The 18,462-nt window shown below is 63.5% G+C and carries 11 protein-coding genes, 1 pseudogene and 1 riboswitch; of the genes and pseudogenes, 2 read left to right on the top strand and 10 right to left on the bottom strand.

Annotated elements, in window-relative coordinates:
• Nucleotides 1–21: 21 nt before the first annotated feature.
• Nucleotides 22–204, bottom strand: a riboswitch (cobalamin riboswitch).
• A gap of 588 nt (nucleotides 205–792) precedes the next feature.
• Nucleotides 793–1,485 carry a GntR family transcriptional regulator gene (locus tag KUV65_RS04205; RefSeq protein ID WP_222187824.1) on the top strand — a complete coding sequence of 231 codons (693 nt, stop codon included), beginning with the start codon at nucleotides 793–795 and terminating at the stop codon, nucleotides 1,483–1,485.
• On the opposite strand, the gene KUV65_RS04200 is transcribed toward KUV65_RS04205, so the two are convergent.
• From KUV65_RS04200 to KUV65_RS04185, 4 genes are read right to left on the bottom strand one after another with little or no spacing between them, the layout of a single operon-like run.
• Nucleotides 1,457–2,323 carry a sulfite exporter TauE/SafE family protein gene (locus KUV65_RS04200; RefSeq protein WP_222187823.1) on the bottom strand — a complete coding sequence of 289 codons (867 nt, stop codon included), beginning with the start codon at nucleotides 2,321–2,323 and terminating at the stop codon, nucleotides 1,457–1,459. The two genes, KUV65_RS04205 and KUV65_RS04200, sit on opposite strands and share 29 nt — an antisense overlap.
• A 41-nt stretch (nucleotides 2,324–2,364) precedes the next feature.
• Nucleotides 2,365–3,690 (bottom strand): TRAP transporter large permease, encoded by a 1,326-nt coding sequence (locus tag KUV65_RS04195; RefSeq protein ID WP_222187822.1) that lies wholly within the window; start codon nucleotides 3,688–3,690, stop codon nucleotides 2,365–2,367.
• A 17-nt stretch (nucleotides 3,691–3,707) separates the two neighbouring features.
• Nucleotides 3,708–4,256: a TRAP transporter small permease subunit gene (locus KUV65_RS04190; protein WP_222187821.1), complete on the bottom strand. Its 549-nt coding sequence runs from the start codon at nucleotides 4,254–4,256 to the stop codon at nucleotides 3,708–3,710.
• Nucleotides 4,257–4,259: 3 nt separating this feature from the next.
• Nucleotides 4,260–5,348 carry a TRAP transporter substrate-binding protein gene (locus KUV65_RS04185; protein ID WP_222187820.1) on the bottom strand — a complete coding sequence of 363 codons (1,089 nt, stop codon included), beginning with the start codon at nucleotides 5,346–5,348 and terminating at the stop codon, nucleotides 4,260–4,262.
• A gap of 239 nt (nucleotides 5,349–5,587) precedes the next feature.
• On the opposite strand from KUV65_RS04185, the pseudogene KUV65_RS04180 reads away from it, so the two are divergent.
• Nucleotides 5,588–5,936: pseudogene (locus tag KUV65_RS04180) on the top strand (integrase core domain-containing protein); the annotation flags it as partial.
• A gap of 234 nt (nucleotides 5,937–6,170) precedes the next feature.
• Here the strand turns inward: KUV65_RS04180 and KUV65_RS04175 are convergent.
• The 6 genes from KUV65_RS04175 to KUV65_RS04150 form a co-directional block, all read right to left on the bottom strand.
• Nucleotides 6,171–6,386 carry a hypothetical protein gene (locus KUV65_RS04175; RefSeq protein WP_222187818.1) on the bottom strand — a complete coding sequence of 72 codons (216 nt, stop codon included), beginning with the start codon at nucleotides 6,384–6,386 and terminating at the stop codon, nucleotides 6,171–6,173.
• A gap of 165 nt (nucleotides 6,387–6,551) precedes the next feature.
• Complete coding sequence (locus KUV65_RS04170) at nucleotides 6,552–9,734, bottom strand: helicase-related protein (protein ID WP_222187816.1); 3,183 nt, start codon at nucleotides 9,732–9,734, stop codon at nucleotides 6,552–6,554.
• On the bottom strand, nucleotides 9,727–11,571 hold the full coding sequence (locus KUV65_RS04165; protein ID WP_222187813.1) for a phospholipase D family protein: 1,845 nt from the start codon (nucleotides 11,569–11,571) through the stop codon (nucleotides 9,727–9,729). The genes KUV65_RS04170 and KUV65_RS04165 overlap by 8 nt, the downstream gene beginning before the upstream one ends.
• A complete protein-coding gene (locus KUV65_RS04160) occupies nucleotides 11,561–12,730 on the bottom strand; it encodes a DUF6361 family protein (RefSeq protein ID WP_222187803.1) in 1,170 nt (389 codons plus the stop codon). The genes KUV65_RS04165 and KUV65_RS04160 overlap by 11 nt, the downstream gene beginning before the upstream one ends.
• Entirely contained in the window at nucleotides 12,730–15,873 is a 3,144-nt protein-coding gene (locus tag KUV65_RS04155; protein ID WP_222187801.1) for a UvrD-helicase domain-containing protein, read from the bottom strand. The genes KUV65_RS04160 and KUV65_RS04155 overlap by 1 nt, the downstream gene beginning before the upstream one ends.
• Nucleotides 15,870–18,461, bottom strand: a complete 2,592-nt coding sequence (locus KUV65_RS04150) for a PD-(D/E)XK nuclease family protein (protein ID WP_222187799.1) — start codon at nucleotides 18,459–18,461, stop codon at nucleotides 15,870–15,872. Before KUV65_RS04150 ends, KUV65_RS04155 begins: the two co-directional genes overlap by 4 nt.
• Nucleotide 18,462: the final 1 nt, after the last annotated feature.

Raw genomic sequence — 18,462 nt, 5'->3', positions numbered from 1 at the left:
CGCCGCCTCGGGTTCCACGCGGGGCGGCCATCTTGCCGGGCCGGTCTTCTGGCTTCGGGTCATCTGCCCACAGGCGCCTTCCCGGATCGCTCCAGTGGCATCGTGCCTGCGGCATCCCCGTCACAGCGGCGGGCCCGCGCCGGTATCGCACCGACTTCCCGATTCTCCCCAACGTGGTGGGGCACCCGGCGGGCGCGGCATAATCGGGTGATGGGCGGCAGGCAAGATGCCGGCGCGGCCGCAAGACCCGTCAATGTGTGATCACGATGAAGTGGCGGCAGAAGGCCGCGGTTTTATCCGCCGACCTACACCACAAGCCGGGTTCGGCGCAGTTGCGATTAGGTGGCCCATTCGGCGCAAACGATGAATTCTTGCGCGCTGCCGCCGCGGCGGCCCTCCTCAAACTGGCCAAGATCGCTTCTGCACCTCAGAAGTTGCCGAAGGCTTGAGATCAAGGGCGTTTACGCCGTCGTAACTCGGTTGCCTCAACACCGTAGCGGACATACAGCCAAAATCACCCAGTTGAGCCATACTTGGTTTTCAAAGCGGGCGATGAAGCCGACCTTCGCCGCGCATCACACAGATGGCCGGGATGTACTATGGCGCGGCCTTTGAGCGCTCGGTCGGTCTGTCAACTGCCTTGGCTTGGCTGGCTTCTCCCGCGTCGTTAAAAGAAAAAGCGGTAAGCCAATGGAGCCGCATGGTTGCGACCCGGTGAAGCAAAACCGGTAGTTTCCTGTATGCACGTAGCCTGTTTCGTTTAATATTGTATGCAAGTAACGAGAGCTGGACATGACGTCAGATACCCCCAGGCGCTTACTGGGCCACTCGATCGCCGCCACCCTTGAGGAACGTATCCTGCTGGGAGAGATCGCGGCGGGCAGCAAGCTGGACGAGACATCTCTGGCGCGTGATTTCGACGTGTCCCGCACGCCGGTTCGCGAGGCGTTGCAGATCGTCGTGTCCCGCGGGCTGGCCGTGCGCATGCCATACAAAGGGGTGGTGGTCAGCGATATTACACGCGACAGGATCGATGACCTGTTCGAAGCCATGGGCGAGATCGAGGCCCTGTGCGGTCGTTTCTCGGCACAACGGATGTCGATGGAAGAGCGTGCCGTTTTGTTGGGCTTGCATGAAACGATGTCGGACCTCGCACTGCAAGGCGGGGCCGAGGCCTATGAAGCGGCGAATACCCGGTTTCACCAGGCGATCTATGCGGGCAGTCACAACTCGGATTTCGTCGAGATGGCCGAGGCGATGCGCCTCAAGCTGTCTCCGTTCCGGCGCTCTCAATTGGCCGACAGGGCACGTATCGAGCATTCGAATGCCGAACACGCCCAGATCGTCGAGGCGATCATCGAACGCGACGGACAAGCGGCGGAGAAGGCGCTGCGCCGTCATCTTCTGAGTGCGGCGCAGACCATGCTGGAGAAATGGACCCAGACACGCCCCGAGGTCAGCTCAACGCGGTCCAGAGCATCCTGAGAGAGGTCAGCGCAAGGAATACGGCGAAGGCCCGCTTGACCCATTTCGCGTCGAGCGCATGGGCGAGGCGCGCGCCTTGCGGGGCAAGGCTGGTCGAAATCGGCAGGATCAATGCCGCCGCCACGAGGTTCACGTAGCCGAGGGATAGGGGCGGTCGGCCCTCGACGTCGAGGCCCGCCACGATCAGGGCCACCACGGCGGGCACCGCGATGATCAGGCCGAAACTGGATGCCGTGCCGACGGCGCGGTGAACCGGAACGGAAAAAGCGGTCAGTGTCGGCACCCCCAAGGTGCCCCCGCCGATCCCCATCAGGGCCGAGACCGTCCCGATGGCAAAGGCAATCCCTGGCTGCCGCGCGTGGCCGTGCGGCAGGTCTGCTGCCACGACAAGGGTCTTGGGCAGCAGGAAATTCACCGAGACCGCCAAGCCGACAAGACCGAAGACCACCATCAGGGCCGAACTGTCCATCCCCCCCGCCAGCGCGCCGCCCGACAGGGCGCCAAGGGCCAGCCATGGGCCCCAGCGGCGCACGATGCTCATGTCCACCGCGCCGCGTCGGTGATGTGCCCGCGCAGACGAAAACGAGGTGGCGACGATCGTGGCCAGCGATGTCGCCACCGCCATGTGCATCGACAGGGCAGGATCGAACTGCGTGAAGGTAAAGACCCAGAACAGCACGGGCACGATCACGATGCCGCCGCCCACGCCCAGAAGACCGGCCAGCAGTCCGCCCAAGCCAGCTGCGATGATGACGCCGACGATCAGGAGGGCGATGTCTGTATGCGACAAGAGGGTCAAGGTCAGGATCCATTCGAGTGTCAGGAGGTGGTGGGGCATTCGGGCCGCGCCTTGCGCAGCCCGAATGCAGGGGCAGGGGCTTACCAGCCGATGGCTTCAGGCAGCCACAGCGCGAGCCCGGGAAACAGGAAGACCAGCAGCAAAGCGATAGCCTGCAACCCGATGAAGGGGATCGCGCCCTTGTAGATGTCCAGCGTGCTTACGCCCGGCGGGGCGACGCCTTTGAGGAAGAACAGGGCCCAGCCAAAGGGCGGCGTCAGGAACGAGGTCTGCAAGTTCAGGCAGATCAGAACGCCCAGCCAGACTAGATCGACCCCTTCGGCCATGAAGAACGGCAGGAACAGCGGCAGGGCGATATAGGTGATCTCGATCCATTCGAGGAAGAAGCCCAGAACGAAGATCAGGAGAAGCATGAACAGAAGTGCTCCGTTCACGCCGCCGGGCACCCATTCGAACATGCGTTCAACCAAGTGTTCACCGCCCAACCCCCGAAAGGCGAGGCCGAAGACCTGCGCGCAGATCAGGATGAAGAACACCATCGACGAGATCAGCAGCGTTGAACGGGCGACTGTTTTGAGCAGGTCGTAGGACAGGCGCCCGGATAGCGCGACGATCAGCAATGCGCCAACCGCGCCCATCGAGGCCGCTTCTGTCGGGGCTGCCACACCGCCGATGATCGACCCAAGCACCGCGATGACCAGACCGATGGGCGGGCCGACGACAAGGATGATCTTCTTGATCAGGGTGCCTGTGCTCATGGCGTCCCGCTCGGATTGCGGGATCGGAGGCATCAGGTCGGGCTTCCACGCGGCCAGTCCCAGGATGGCGACGATATAGACGGCCGACAGCGTCAGGCCCGGCACCATGGCCGCAGCGAACATCGTTCCCACGGACTCACCAAGGATCTCGGCCAACAGGATCAGCACCAGGCTGGGCGGAATGATCTGCCCGAGCGTGCCCGAGGCGCAGATCATGCCGGTCGCGATCGTCTTGGGATAGCCGCGGCGCAACAACGTCGGCAGGGTCAGCAGGCCAAGCGTGACGATGGTGGCACCCACGATGCCCGTGGCCGCGCCAAGCAAGACGCCCACAAGGATGATCGCCACCCCCATGCCGCCCGCAACGCGCCCGAACATGTGGCCGATGATGTCGATCAACTCTTCGGCCAGTCGCGATTTTTCCAGCATCACTCCCATGAAGACAAAGAGCGGGATCGCCATGAAGGTGTAGTTCGTCACCACCCCGTAGATGCGCGCGGGCAGCAGGTTGAACAGGGCCGGGCCAAAGCCGATGTAGCCAAATATGAACCCCGACGCCGCGATGGCGATGCCGACGGGAATGCCGATGATCAACAGGATGAAGAATGCGGCGACCATTCCGATCGCCAGAAGCTCGGTGGGAGACATGTTGATTGTCCTTGGCGTTAATGCCCGATGGTTTGGTCCGCCGTATCGGCGAGGGCGTCATGTGCGGGGTTCGGCAGGCCGAACCCGTGACGCAACGCATGCGCCAGACCTTGCAGAGACAGCAGGAAGAATCCCATTGGGATCAGGGCCTTAAGCACCCAACGCATCGGCAGGCCGCCGGGGTTGGGGGACGCCTCGTTGCGCATGTAGCTTTGCTCGACCCAAGGTAGGGACAGCTTCAGCACGTAGGCCGCGATCAGCATCAGGGCCAAGCCGCCGATCACCTCGAGCGTGCGGCACAGCCAGGGCGGAAAGCGTTCGAACAGAACGTCGACCCGCACCTGTTCCCCGCTATAGAGCGCGTAAGACATCCCAAACAATGCGATGGGCGAGATCAGGTGCCACTGAAGCTCCTGAAACCATACGGTGCCGGTGCGAAAGAGGTAGCGGACGAACACGTCGCCCGCCACCAGCAGCACCAGCGCCACGCAGGTCCAGGCAGCGATCCAGCCAAACAGCCGGACCGCCCCCTCGATCCCGTTCACAAAACGTGACACGGCGTTCATGGATCAGACCTTGAGAACAGAGCTGAGCCAAGGGCCTTCGCTGACGCCGGCCCACCGGTCGTGGTTGGCCTTGAACGCCATGTAGCTGTCATGAACCTCTTGCGTCAGCGGATCGGCTGCCGCGCGGGTGGCCAGCACATCGGCCGTCGCAGTCCGCAGTGCCTCGACAACCGGTTCGGGCAGAACGGCGGCGGTGACGCCGAAGTTCTCGACCAGATCGGTCAGCGCCTCGCCGTTCACCGCCTCGGACCACGTCACGCTTTCAAGGCAGGCGGCCATGCAGGCGGTTTTGACGATCTGTTGCAGCTCGGCGGGCAGACTATCCCACGCAGCCTTGGAGATCAGCAACTCACCCGTCGTCGCAGGTTCGTGCCAACCGGTCGTGTGATAGTAGCTGGCCGCGTTCTGCAGGCCCAGACGACGGTCCTGGTAGGGGCCGACGAACTCGGCCGCGTCGATCACGCCACGCTCGAGCGCCGGGAAGATCTCGCCGCCCGGCAAGACGCGGGCATCAACGCCAAGGCTGGCATAGACCTGTCCTGCGAGGCCGGGGATGCGCATGCGCAGGCCCTGAAGCTGGCTGATGTCTTCGATCGGTTCGCGGAACCAACCGGTCATCTGCACGCCGGTGTTGTTCATCGGAAACGCGACAAGGCCGAACGGCTCGTAGACGCGCTGCCACAATTCCAGACCGCCGCCATGGAACAGCCACGCCATGTGGCCCATGAAGCTCATGCCGAAGGGGACAGTGGTGAAATACTGCGCGGCAAAGGTCGTGCCCGACCAGAAATAGCTGTTGGCGGCGTTCATCTCGATCACGCCTTGCTGCACGGCGTCGAAGCCTTCCAGCGCGGGGATCAGTTCACCGGCGGCGAAGTGTTGGATGTTCAACCGACCGCCCGACATGGTGGCGATCTTTTCGATGATGTCGGTCGGGCTGCCCGGCCCAACGGTGTAAAAGGGCGAACCCGGCCCGTAAGCGTTCGTCATACGCCAGTTGAACGTGTCTTGCGCCTTGGCGCTGCGGGGTGCCGCAAGAGGGGCCGCGGCAGCGGCGGCGGCCGTTGCAGTCAGAAATCCGCGTCGTTTCATGTCAGACCTCGATGTGTCATCTGTCGGTGAAGCGCTATCCCAGTCTCGCGCCACACCGGAGTGACCTCCCTCGGAGATGAGGTCTAAGGCGACCGTCGGCGACGTATAGCGTCACGGTCGCGCCGAAAGCTCGAAGAAGCTATTTTGTATACAATTTCGCCTCGATTGGAATTTTTTGAACACAAAAGTGGCGCAATCGAAACCTGATCTGCCGCTTGATGGTCCGTGAAACCGTCGGGAGGCCAGACAACGGCCCTGAGTTCGTTGCCACGGCTGTGCGGGAATGGGTCGACGCGGTTGGCACCCTAACGGCCGATGTCGAGCCGGGATCACTCTGGTGGACCGGCTACTGCGAGAGCTTCAGCGCCAAGCTGAGAGACTAACTCCTCAACGACGAGATCTTCTACAGTCTGGCGAGGCCAAGATCGTGATCGAGATCTGGCGCAGAAACTACAACACCGGGCGCCCGCGCTCATCACTCGGCTAACGGCCGCCAGCGCCGGAGGTTTTGCAATGGCCGGCTCCGCCATCCGGAGCCGTTTCGCCGACTGCGCCTACCGTAGCGCCAAGCCACCGGTCATGCACTAAGGCTAAAACCGGACCACTCGATTGGGGCAGGTCAATTACACCAAGGGCACATTTCAGCCAGAAAAGGTTTGATTTTTGGCTCCGGCGGTAGGGGCAGGCGCCAGTGACATCAAGCCACTGATATAAAAGGAAAATTTTCCTCGAGTCCGGATCGAGTCCGACAGTGTGTCATCATGTGTGCCGTACCCTGTGCGCCAGGTCAACAGGTGTACTCAGCGGATTGAAAAGTGCCGGTCACGGCGGTCGGGTCGACTCTTGGATGTTGATACCGGAAAGCGTTCTTGGGCCATTCGTATTGACGTCCCATTCGGTGGCATCGCCGGACAGACCGGCGCGGGCCGCAATCCAGGTGAGGAAATTTCGGGAGGCATAGAGTTCCTCGACCAGCAAAAGGTCGATATCGCGCTCCGTTGCATGGCTCAGGGTCGGGATGTACTCATCCTCAATCATGCATTTCCTTCCTCTCGTTCACGTCCCGACAAGGGCGAACGGCCTTTGGCTCGGCCATTCACCGACCGTGGGCTACAACAGGTAGACACCTTGTGTGGCGATTGTTTGATCCAACGCCCCTTTTTTTGCCTGCCGAGCGCGGAAGGGCTTCAATCTGACAAAGGATCACATCGGTCGCAGGCTGATTTGAAGCTGTGACAAGTCGATGCCCGCTTGCGCAGCGTCGAGGCCCTGGAGAAACGAGATCAGGTCCTCCTGGCGAGGTTGGCCGAATGCCAGGCGATACAGTGCAACGGAGCGTTTGAGCCAACCGAGAAGCACAGCCTCGCGGCTGTAAGGAAGGGAAAGCGCGAAACGTTCGATGCAGGTCGGGCCATCGAGGAGCCAGAAAGGTTCCATGTCGCCCGGTCGAACGGCTTGATCATGCGCAGTACGGAACATGCTGCGCCATGGATCCCTGACGGGCGCCCCGTTTCGGAGGGTGTTCCCAAACTTCGTTGCGAGATTCAATCTGACAGCATGGTTCTTGTAGCGATGAATACGGCCTTCACGCTGCTCGAGGTCCACCGGGTTCGTGGGGAGATTCCAGTGCACGAGCCTGTGACAGTAGGGGTGGAAATCGAGCCCCTCCTGACCGACGGAGGTTGATGCAAGGACGAAGGGGCGGAATGGGGAGTTGAAGGCGGTTCGTACCGTGTCGGTGCGCTGGGCTCCTTCTTCCTGCGCCTGCTGCAAGAGACGCGTGGCGAACCGCCCACGCATCCGCAGTGCGGATGAAATTTCTATACGATCGCGCTTTGCGCGGTAGTGTTTGATTTCGATCTGTGCGGGCTTGAGAGACAGCGCCTCGTCAATGGTTTGTGCGAGTTCGGATACGGCACGGGATGGGTCCGCGTCCATCAGACCTTCGGACTCCATAAGGACATGGACATATTCGTCCATCACGGACTGCAGGTCATGCTCAACGCAGTGATGCAGGACCGATTGCCAATAGACGTCGTCGGATCCGGTCCGTAGCACGGCTTGGCTTTCCGGCTGGTTGAAAAGACTGCGGAAGGCCATGCCGATCCGCGTGGCCGCGTTGAGCATGGCGCGGTCGTCGAAGCGCAGATCGGGCGCCACGCGGTGCAGGGCTCGCAGGGCACAGGTGGCCGGGCTGCCAAGAGCGAGGTCCGTTAGGTGATCCGTAAGGATCTGGCGGTCGGGTCGCCCATGCAGGACATCGGCATCCGCAGCCTCGCCGAGAGCGTGAAGATGGTCGTGCCAGCCGTCTTGCCCGTCAGCCCTGACCACGTCCGTCAGGATATCTCCCGACGTGAGCCATCCGGCGAATGCACTCGACCGGAAATCGAGAGTAGCTGCGCAAGCCCAGTCCCAGGTCATTGCCCGTTCTGAATCTATCTCACCTGTTTCGTGTTCGGCCTCTGATGGACGTAAATGCGGCTCTCCTCTCTGCACCGGCCGAAGCCGTGCCTCAAGGTCGGACACAAGGTCTTGCAACAGCTCGGCCGCGTGCCCCCTCATGGCACCGGCATCGTTCAAGGGACCGTAGGAGCGAAAGATCTCGAGCGGATCAATCGCTGCCGCAAGGGTAGGGGACGGAATGACGAGGGGTAGGGCGCGCAGCCCCGTCAACCTGTCCTTGTTGCGTCGGAAGTTCAACAACTGGGGGTGGCGAGCCGTATAGCTCCGCCCGGTGTTTCCCATGCCCATTTCGCGTTCGCTTTCGTAAGACAGAAGCGCGGCAATTGCATCCGGCACCATTGCCCATTGCGAAAAGATCAGCAGTTTGCTCGCCGTGATGCGCGGACCGAAATAGGGCATGCTGGGCGGCATCCAGAGGCGTTTCGCCATGTCGTCCCTGAAGGCGATGTCCTTGAGCGCACGCATCCGGCCGTTGTTGTCCGGGATGGGTTGGTAGGTCTCGATGGCGTCGGTGTCGAGCTGGGCGCTCTCTGCCTCCCGGATAGCTTCCAGCAGGGCGTTGCCCGGCGCGTCCTTGAGCTGATCCAGGCGCTGGCCCAGCTTGTAGTCGCGCAGGAAACTCAGAAGGTAGGGCGCCGATTTCCAGTATTCCACTGTGCCAGGCGCATCGGCTGCATCCGCGACGCACGCTACCGCACGGGCTTCGATCAGGTCGGCGGGTTCGATGGTGACCGGAACATCCACGTCCCGCATCATGGCGTCCCGCTCGGCTGTCTCGGAGACACGTTCCGTTCGGGCGATAACGCTACGCAAAGTGCCTTCGATGTCGGCCTTGATCTTGCGGGCATCATCGAAGCTGCCTGGAAGACCTTGCATGGCAAGACGGTAGCGACGCATCTCGCCTTCAAGCTCTGCACGCACCGCGGGTCCGCGTTCTCCGAAAAGGAAACTCAGGACATCAAGGAACTCGCGGTAGTGATCTCCTGCATCCGCCTCGTCGTCGCGCAGGGACAACATCCTGTAGGGGGTCGCAGAGAGCAGCAGGACTTTCGACTGGTTTCCATCGGGATCGACGGCATCGAACAGCTTGCGGGCCAGGTCGGCGGCCTCGCCTTCGCCGTGCAGAAGCTCCGTGAACCTCTGGAATTCGTCCAGAACGATCAGGTCGGGCTCCAGCGCCTCGGCGCTTTCCCGGGCCAGGATCGTGCGAAGCTGACCGACAATGCTCTCTCGCCTGCGATTGAGATCGCTGTCGTTTCCGCGCAGGCCCTTGTAGCATTGCGCGCAGGCTTCGAGTTCGTGCAGGAGGTCGGGACGCCCTGCGACGGCGTCCTGGAAGCGCGACACTATCTGCGGCTCGAGGGGCTGCTGATCGATCCATGCTCGGGTTTCCCGCCATCCCGGTGCCCCCGCGTATCCCTGCAGCATCTTGGCCACGGCTCGACGATCTTCCAGCAGCTCCCAGATCAGGCGCAGGATCAGTGCGCGCTCCTGTTTCATGCCGCCGCCCTGCTTGAGGTCCAGCGAGGTTCCCGGGGTCAGGCTGAAGAAGTTCACGCCTTCCCGTTTGATGCCCCCGGACCTGGCTAACTCCAGGCAGAGCATGGTCAAGCGTGTCGGCAGAACCCGTGTGCGTTGGCCGTCCATGACATTCAGACGGGCGACGTTCTGTTTCGCGATGGCCCCGTTCGAACAGATGTAGACGATGTCGATCCGCGGCACGGTGTCCTGAAGTGCCTCGATAGTCCGCGCGATCACGCCTCGTGCCACCATTGTTTTGCCAAGGCCGACCTCGTCGGCGACGAGGAAATGGCGCACCGAGTCGGGATCGCTCAGCAACCTCTTGGCGACATAATCGACGGTCTTTCGCTGGAAGGCCTTGAGAGGCCGAAGCGCGTCGTCGGCCGTAAATCGATCAGTCATTGTGCCGGTCCTCCGGCATCACGGCGCGAAATGTTTCCCACAGATGAAGGAATTCATCTGGGATGATATCGCTTCGCCCCGTGTCAGGATCGCGCAAGCGTGTGACCAGGCGTTCGATATCGCGTAACTGCCGCCCGTCGCCCGCCAGCGCGCGCACCATGTGCTCGAGGATTGGCGCATCCTGGCTGGTGCCGAACGCTCCCGTAAGGCCGCCGCCCTGTCCGGCTGCAAAAAGCGCCTTGGCTGCCTCGGACACGTCGCCCAGCAGCAAACGGATGTAGCGTAGAAAGGCATCGCGGTTCTCGATCAGCGCGCGCAGGATCTCGGCCGTGCGCGCGTCGGGCAGATCTACGAGATCCGTTCCCAGCGTGAAGTATTGCTCAAAACCGGTCTCTTTATCCACGAGCTGGACACCGATCCAGCGCGTCACATCCCTGAGAGGTAGGCGACCGAGCAGGATTTCGTCGGCGCCAAGGGCCGTCAGGCAGATACAATGTTCGATGCCCGCGACGACAGGCCATATCCGCAGGCCGATCCCGTCGGGGATGACAACCTCCGTTTGTGCCGCGAGATGTAGTAGAATGCGCCCCTCGTCGTCTTCCTCGCAACGCAGGGCCGGTCCGGACGTGGCCATCTCACGACGCAGTCCTTCAAGGCGCGCCTCGGCGGCGTCTTCCTGAAATGCATCAACAGGCTCATACGGCACGAACTCCCGCAGGAAACGGCCAAGGCGTTCTGGTGATATCTGGTCTTCCATCGTGCCCAAATCTTCAGTGTAGCCGGTGAGGGTGGCAAAGACCTCGACATTGCTGCCATTGATGAGGGCAGGGGTGGTCGCATTGCCCGATCCCATGGTGATTTCGGTGCTCTTGTAACGTTCCGTGATGAAGATCTTGGCATGCAGCCCCCGGGCGGGGATCGGCCTGCCGGGCGGCTCATCGCTTTCCTCACCGTCCTCTGTTTCGGCCATTTCGTCCAGCACCAGCCGGGTTCCAAAACGGGCAAGCGTTTCGGGGGAAAGCAGCGCCAATTCCTCGGATCGACTGAGGAGGCAGGCATTGGCGGGGTCCACGCCCCGGCTCAAGGTCGACAAGGCACTATCCGTGACAAAGGGTGAAATGATGCCCAGCGTGCGGCCGGCCCGGGGACGCCAGACCTGATCGTTGAGACCGTTCACGGCAAAGCTGATCTTGTTGATGTTCCGGGGATGGTCCCACTTGGCGCGCGCAAGATCTTCGGCCAAGGACGTGACCATTGATGTGACATGCGCAGGAGCAGGCCGACCGGAGGCCATGCCGGGCAGGGCGCGGACAAGCTCGACCAGAGGCGTATTCTGATCGCGCGCGTGGGCGGTCACCATGCCGTCCAGCGAAAGCGACAGGTCCCACGACGCATCGGTCGTAAGGTTGCGCGATAGTAGGGCAAGCCTCAGGCGTGGCTGGCCGAGGCCGCCGATGGGCGAAAACCGCAGGAACCAGAGCTTAGGGTGAAAGGCGCCACCGCGCGGGGCCACGACCTCGGTCACGGTCTCTTCGAGCAGCGCCGTCAGGCGGTTGGCGCCCTTGGGGACGGACTTGATCCGCCCGGCTTCACAGAAGATCGCGATGCGTGCTGACAGGCGTTCCAGCCCTTCAAGCAAAGCGAGCGGCGTATCCAGTGTTTCCTGCCTGTTTTCGGCAGCATGAAAGGCCAGCGTCGCCGGGACCACCAGGGCTGTCTCGAAATCCAGCGTGTAGGTCGTCGACAGCGCGGCATCGAGATCATATCCTGCAGGCACCCGCAGGATCTCGGCATAGAGCGCACGGTTTTCGGGATCGAGCGCGGTTTTATCCTGCATCGACAAGATCCCTGACGTGGTTCGCAACAACCGGCTTCCAGCGGAAGTTGAGTGGCGCTGTCCCTGATGCGCCGCTCCACCTCATCAGCGCTCCGTCGTTGCGAAATCGGGATTTTGCACCTTTCAGGCGGGTTTCTCGGTCGCGGACAAGGGCGCGGGCGGATGGATCGCTCTGAACCTGCCCACGCGTTTCCCGCACGGTATCACGCCATGTCTCGATGAACCTGCGGCTGTGTGCTTTGACATCGTGGATGGTGCCATGCGCCAGAAGCCACAGGTCATGAAGGTCCCAATCGTCGAACAGATCCCTCGGGGTCTCGGTGGCCCAAGTATCGAGCATGGTTGAATAGGTTTCGATACGCTCATGCCAACTGCTGCCATCGGCCCCCTGCATGTGCGCCGCCTTCTCTGACAGCATCAGATTGTAGAGTAGGGAAGCGCCATGCATAAGGCGGGAAAACCGTTCGGCGTGACCGACGATCCTCTTGATGTGTTCGGGCCATTCCGCCCGCGCGGGGTGCTGCCAGATCATGTCGCAGTCTGCCGCAGTCGCGTGGCGGGACAAGAGAGTGAACAGACTTCGCGGCGCTTCCTGAGCCAGCCTGTCCCGAAGGAAACCGGCCTCTTCTGTCCTCAGCGAAAAGGTCGCCGTGCTGTCCGAGGATGACAGGAAATCCTCCGGCGCATGTGGCAGGCCGGCGGCCCAGAGCGCGGCGGCTTCACCTGGGGCCGCCTCGAGACAGGCATTGCGACTGCCCTGAAAGCGCCGGACGCCGAGGGTTAACAACCCTGCCCAGTATACGTCACTGGGCAGGCGTTTCAGCTTGTCCCGTGCCGCACTTCCGATAACGTTCTGTGTCTCTCCGCCTCGAACGAGGGCCTCGATGAGCCGGATCTCAAGGGCCCGCGCAAGCTCGCGTCGCGCGGTTGCCGTGCCTTTGTGCGCGCCGGCCATCCTGTAGGTCCATGGCACGAAAAGCATGTAGCGCAGCCTTGTCTGAATCGTCGAGGTGCCGGGAAACATCAGGTCCGCCAGTGCGTCGCGCACCGAGCCGAGGCCAAGTTCATCCCGGGTGTCTTCCTGTCCAAAAAGGTCCATGATCCGGCGGGTGCGATCCCGGTCGGCCTGGTCGAAGTCGATCCATGCGAGAAAGGACATCAGGCGGGCTCCGTGACCGAGGCGTCGGCAACACTCAGTGTGCCTTCGCTCATCCAGTGAATGGCCACAGCTTGCAACGGTTTGCCCGGCCAATGCCTTCGGGCCATCGCGGCATAGGCGGCCAGTTGCGGTAGATAGGTGGCAAAACGCGCAGTGGGATCGGGGCAGGGGCCGGATTTGTGGTCGATGATCATCAGGCCATGCGGTCCCTCGGCGAGGCAGTCGAGAATGGCGTTGGTTTCCGATCCGTCGTCGGCAGTTTCCTGCAAGGGCAGTTCGAAGTGCAGCCTGTCAAATCCCCGATCTGCCAGCCAGCGGGTCAAGGCCTGCGCCTGCGCAGCGATCTGGGTGATCGTGTTGTCAGGCAAGCCGGTGGCGGCCTTGAGGTCCTCCGCGAGATCTGGACGCTCTGCCGTGACGCGGAAGGCGAGGTGCCAGGCGGTACCGCGTTCAGCCGCGTTGCCGGTGCTGGTTTCGGCAACGCCCTCTGCCAGCTGAACAGTCTCCAGCGGGGCGACGAATGTCGGCTCCTGCGCGTCGAGGCTTGAAGGGCTGCGTCGCCAGAATGTGCGTGTGTTGTCCGGCAGGGCGCGCGGGAGTCCGAAGCGCGGGTAGGTTGCGGCTGCCGCGCGTTCAGGGCTATTCGGTTCATCCGCCAATCCCTCATCGACCTTTGCGGCAAAGGTCTGACCTGCGACGGTCAGCGTTTCCATGTCGGTCTCGAACCCGGCCCGGTCGCGCAGCAGGTCGACCATGCGTTCGGCGTGTTCACGAGGTTTGGTCTTTTCGAGCGGCAACACGAGGATCAGTCGGTCGCGCGCCCGCGTCAGCGCGACGTAGAGCTTGCGCGCCGCGTCGCGTTCGTCCTCGGGGCGCCGGGCCTCGGTGAAGGTTTCCTGATTCTCGGGGGCGGCGAAATCGGGCAGGTAGCCCAGCCCGGCGTGATCCAGCACATTGTCCAGATCGTCGAAGCCGTCGAACTCGGCCCGCATGGTGCCCGGGCGTTCAGCGATCTTCTGGTCAAGTCCAGCGACCACGGTGATCGGCCATTCACGGCCCTTGGCGGCGTGCCAGGTGCAGATTTCGATGCCCGAGGACGACCAGCCGTCAGGGTCTGGATGACGGTCCCAATCCTTGGCCGTCTGACCCGCGATCCATCCGAGAAAAACCTGCACCCCGGCCCCATGAAAGCCGGCGGCGGCACGCAGGTCCTGCGCCATGCTATCGAACTCCTGCGCCTCTGCCTCGAGGCGTGCGAGATCGGCCAGCGCCTGCGCGGGCTGCGTCAGCCCGGCGGCCCAGTCGGGTAGACCCGCCGCGCGCAACACCGAGGCGAGTGTTTCGGCCACCGGGTGCGCTGCGATGCCGTCGTTGACGGCCCGGAGAGGCCCCAGCGAGACATGGGTTTCCAGCACGCCATCGACGGCATTGCGCAAGGCGTCCTCCAAGGACATGCGCGGTGGGCCAAGCGTGAGCCATGTCAGTGCCGCGTGGGTGTCTGCGGGGTCAGCGGCAAAGGCCAGGGCGGCACGGGCGGCGCGCATCACGGGCGAGGTCAGCCAGCCGTCCTGCTGGATGCGCACCGGCAGACCGTGCGCCTCCAGCGCGGCAGCTGCGGCGCTGGCCTTTTTGTGGGTATAGGTCAGCACGGCTATGTCGGCGGGCCGGGCTGGGCGCATCTGCCTCAGCGCCTTGTCGTAGACAGGCGTCCCCGCCTCAAGGATGTCGGCCACGCGGTTCGCGATACACTCGGCCGTGGTGTCCTTGCGCCCCTTGGGCAGGTGCAGCACTTCGAGCGCGGTTTCACCGGTGACCTCGCGTTGTGGAGTCAGCGGATTGTAGGCATCGAAGAACGTGGGACCGAGCGCGTTGACCATCTGCATGATCCGAGGGTCGGACCGCCAGTTGCGATAGAGAGGGGTGACGGTTTCGGGATGCGCAGATTGCAGCGCCTCCGTCAGACGCGGGTCGGCGCCCTGAAAGCCCATGATGGATTGCTTGGTATCTCCAACGATCAGCGCCCTTTTCGCGCCGCGCGCCAACCGCCAGAGCAGGGCGAATTGCACGGGGTTTGTGTCCTGGAACTCGTCGATCACGACGCAATCGATCTCGCCCAATACGGACCGAAGGATTTCGGGGCGGGTGCGAAGAAGGCTCTCGGCCTCGGCGATCATGTCGGCATAATCGATAAGCCCGGCCTTGCGCTTGGCCTCATCATATGCGGACAGCACCTGCTGCGCGCCGGTGACGAGCGCGGTCAGATGGGCCTGCGCATCGGCGAGCGGACCGGGATGGCGGGGCAGGGCATTTGCCGCCTCCATGACGGCCGCGGCGAGGGCATCGTAGCCTTCGGGTGTGGGTGCACCGCGCTTGGACTGCCGCAGAACGCGCAATTTTTGCCAGAGCTTCCAATCACGCTCCAACACCCCGTCGCGTGCAGCGCGCTGCAGATCGCGATGGTTGGTGGAGAAATCCCTGACCGCCGAGGCGTTGTTCTCAAACAGTGGGGCAAGGTTGTCGGGAAAAGCCGCCAGAAGGTCATGCACTGCATGTTGCAGGGCTGCCGTCAGGGCGCCGCCATCCGGCTCGACCTCGCCATACCCCTCAATCAGCGCCTGTTGTGCAGGTGTCAGGATGTCCGGCAAATGCCCGCGCGCGCCGAGACCTCGGATCAGGTCCACCGTCCGCAGCAGGTCCGCGCGGAATTCATCCTCGGCGCTGGACTGGGTTGTGAAATTCCATGCGTAGCCGAACCGGCCGAGGTCCTCCATCAAGGGATGCAAAGCATCGCAGCGCGTCATCTCGAGCCGGATCAGCAGGTCACGTTCCGGCTCGGTCAACAGGCGGCTGTCGGGCGAGTGCCCGGCAGCGAAGGCATGTTCCGTCAGCAGGCGCTGCCCCAGTGCGTGAATCGTGCCCATGTAGGCGCGGTCGATCTCCAATGCATCGCCGAGGCGCCCGCGCGCCATCAGCTCGCCGCGCACGCGGTCACGCATCTCGGCTGCCGCCGCCTCTGTAAAGGTCACGGCGAGGATGCGGCCCGGGGCCACGTCGCCAGCCTCGACCCATTCCCCAAGGGTTTTCTGGATGTGGTAGGTCTTGCCCGCACCGGCGCCGGCGGGCACGAGGGACAGATCGGTCATTGTGCGTCCTCCTGTGCTTGCGCCTCCGGCAGGCTGAAAGCCGCCACAAGTGGGTTTTCCAAGGCGTAGGCCTTGATGCCGCGTTCCTTGTCGAAGGTCTTGGCATCCCCTTCGCGGTTCAGGCGGATTGTGCCTGCGCCGACTTCGGCCAGAACCATCGCCAAGTGCTCCATGGCCTTCACGGCGGCATCCTCGCCTGCCGTCTCGACCCTCGGCACATCGCCACCATGGGCGTCTGACAGGACAGTGCCGTCGCGCAGCATGTGGTAGGCGGTGACGACCTGCGCGCCCTCGGACACCAGCCGGGTCAATGCAGTCTCCTCCGATGGGCGTTCCAGCATGGCCCGATAAAGCGCGACCTGCAGGTCCCAACCCTTTGCCATGCGGTCACGCCGCCCGCCCGCGCTGGAGCGCTTGTGGTCGACCACAAGGATGCGCCCGTCCGGCAGCTGTAGCAGGCAGTCGGCCTTGCCATGCAGAAGCAGCCCACCATGATCGCCCTTCAGTGCGATCTCGTTGTGCAGGACCAAGGCGCCGGTGTCGCGCAGGAACCCGGCCCATGCGGTGCAGATATCCTTTGCCTCACGCAGCAGGCTGGCGCGTTCGGTGGCCCAGACGGCGTCAGTCAGCCAGGCGGCATGGCGGCGGATGGCCCGGTCAAGGGCGTCGGGTACGGTATCGGCAAGCGCAGCCGCGTCCGGTGTCAGAGCACCTTCGGTAAAGACCTCTTCCAGCACCTGATGCATCAAGGTGCCGAGGGTCATGACGTCGAGCGTTTCGGGCGCCCAGACGCGGTCTTTCGCGCCCAACTCGTCCAGAAGCCAACCCAGCGGGCTGACGAGCAGGGTTTCCAGCCGCGATGGTGAATGCGGTAAGGGGCCGTCCTCGGTCTCGCGCAGGCGCAGGAGGTCTAAGCCAGGTTTGTCCGGCGTGGCGAGGCCGCGCTGAATGTGGAGGAGGCCGGTCTCGGGTAGGGCCGGCGCGCCGCCACGCGGCACAGGATCCGGATGGGTGGCGGGCACGGGCCAGTCCTCGGGCGGCATGGCGCGCAGGTCGTGCACAAGGTTGGTCGGCTCTTCGGCCCCCATCATGTTGGCGATCAGGGCCAGCCCGGTCGAGGGTGTCAGCCGGTCCCCGTGCAGGTCCATCGCGGGCACCAGCAGGGTCAGCCCCTCGGTCGCCGCGCCAAGCTGTCGGCGGAACAGCTCAAGCCCGCGTGCCAGCTTCTGCTGGCGTCCTTCCAGCAACAGGCCGCTGTCGCGAATCTGGGTGATCTCGCCCTCGGTGAAGAAAGGGGTCGATCCAGGCAGGCGGGGCCAGTGCTGTCCGGCCATGCCCAGAACGATCAACTGGCGGGCTGGCCGCCAGGGCAGGGCGGTCTCCGTGAAGAGCGAGACCCCTTCGACGAAACGGTCGTGCCCCTCGGCGAAGAGCAACCCCGGCGCGGCGAGGCGGCGCAGCAAGGGCCAGTCGATACTCTTACTCGTGATGGCTTTCAGCGCTGCTATACGAGGGTGCAGATCTGCTTCAGGTGCGGCCCGTGCGATGGCTCCGAGCCGTGCCAACAGCTGCTCCGGCGTGTCACAGGGGCGAAGTGCGTCCAGGAGGTCCTTGGCTGGACCCTCCAGACCAGACGCCGTGCGCGACCAGCCCCGGTCAATCACCTCACGCGCCATCCTCCGACCGATCTCGGGCGGCCAGGGCATCCCCGGCGTGATATAGAGCGACGCCAGCGCCGTACGCGGCGCCGGACCTTGCAGAAGCACCAGCAGCAGCGAGAGAAGCTCGCCGGGCGCGTCGCGACGCACATCTTGGTCCGGCAGGCCGGAGAGCGGCAACCCAACCCTGTCGAAGGCGTCTCGCAATGCCCGCGTATATCCTGGGTCATCAGGCACCAGAAGGCCGATCTGAGCCGGGTTGTCCGTGCGGCCCTCATCAAGCATGGCCTGTGCCAAAGCGGCAGCGAACTCGGCTTCCTCGCGCGGGTCACGCAACCCATAGCAGGCGATGGAGGCATCCGGCGCGCTCTTGTCCGACCGTCGACCGAGATGATCCTGAAGGTGCCGTAAGGCGCTGCCCTCGGTCGCTTTTGTTGCTGCTGCGGAAGCCTCTGCCTGGCCATGATGGGCGCGCAGGGCTTGCGCCAACGCTGCTTCCGCCGGCGAGGCAAACGGGCAGTCATCGCCGATCGGGGGCAGTGGTTCCAGCGCGTCGCCGGCCCTGCTTTGCAAGACGTGCCGCCAAGTGTTCAACGGGCCAGGCAGCATGTCCAGGTCGCGCCACAAATCGCGAAGCGCAGTCAGATGGGTCCGGGCCCGTCCCTCAGGCAGGTTTTCGGGCACCACATCGGCGGGGTCGAGACGCGGCGTGGCATGCGCAAGGGTCAGCAGACCCGCTTCGACCGCCCGCGCGGTCTCCTCCGGGGCTGCATTCAGACTTTCGGACCAGGGAGCACCCGAGCCGAGGTGATCGGTGAGGGAAAAGGCTTGCCTGCGCGGTGCCAGATAAACCTCTGCCAGCAAATCTTCGGTAATATGGCGCTGCGCCCCAGTTACCGGAGAGCGGGTCATCAGGGGATCAATGCGCATG

The sequence above is a fragment of the Maritalea mobilis genome, assembly GCF_019800885.1.
Classification (GTDB): Bacteria; Pseudomonadota; Alphaproteobacteria; order Rhodobacterales; family Rhodobacteraceae; genus Roseibacterium; species Roseibacterium beibuensis.
Note: the sequence above shows the minus strand (reverse complement) of the source record. Positions and strands in the feature narration are given on the sequence as shown.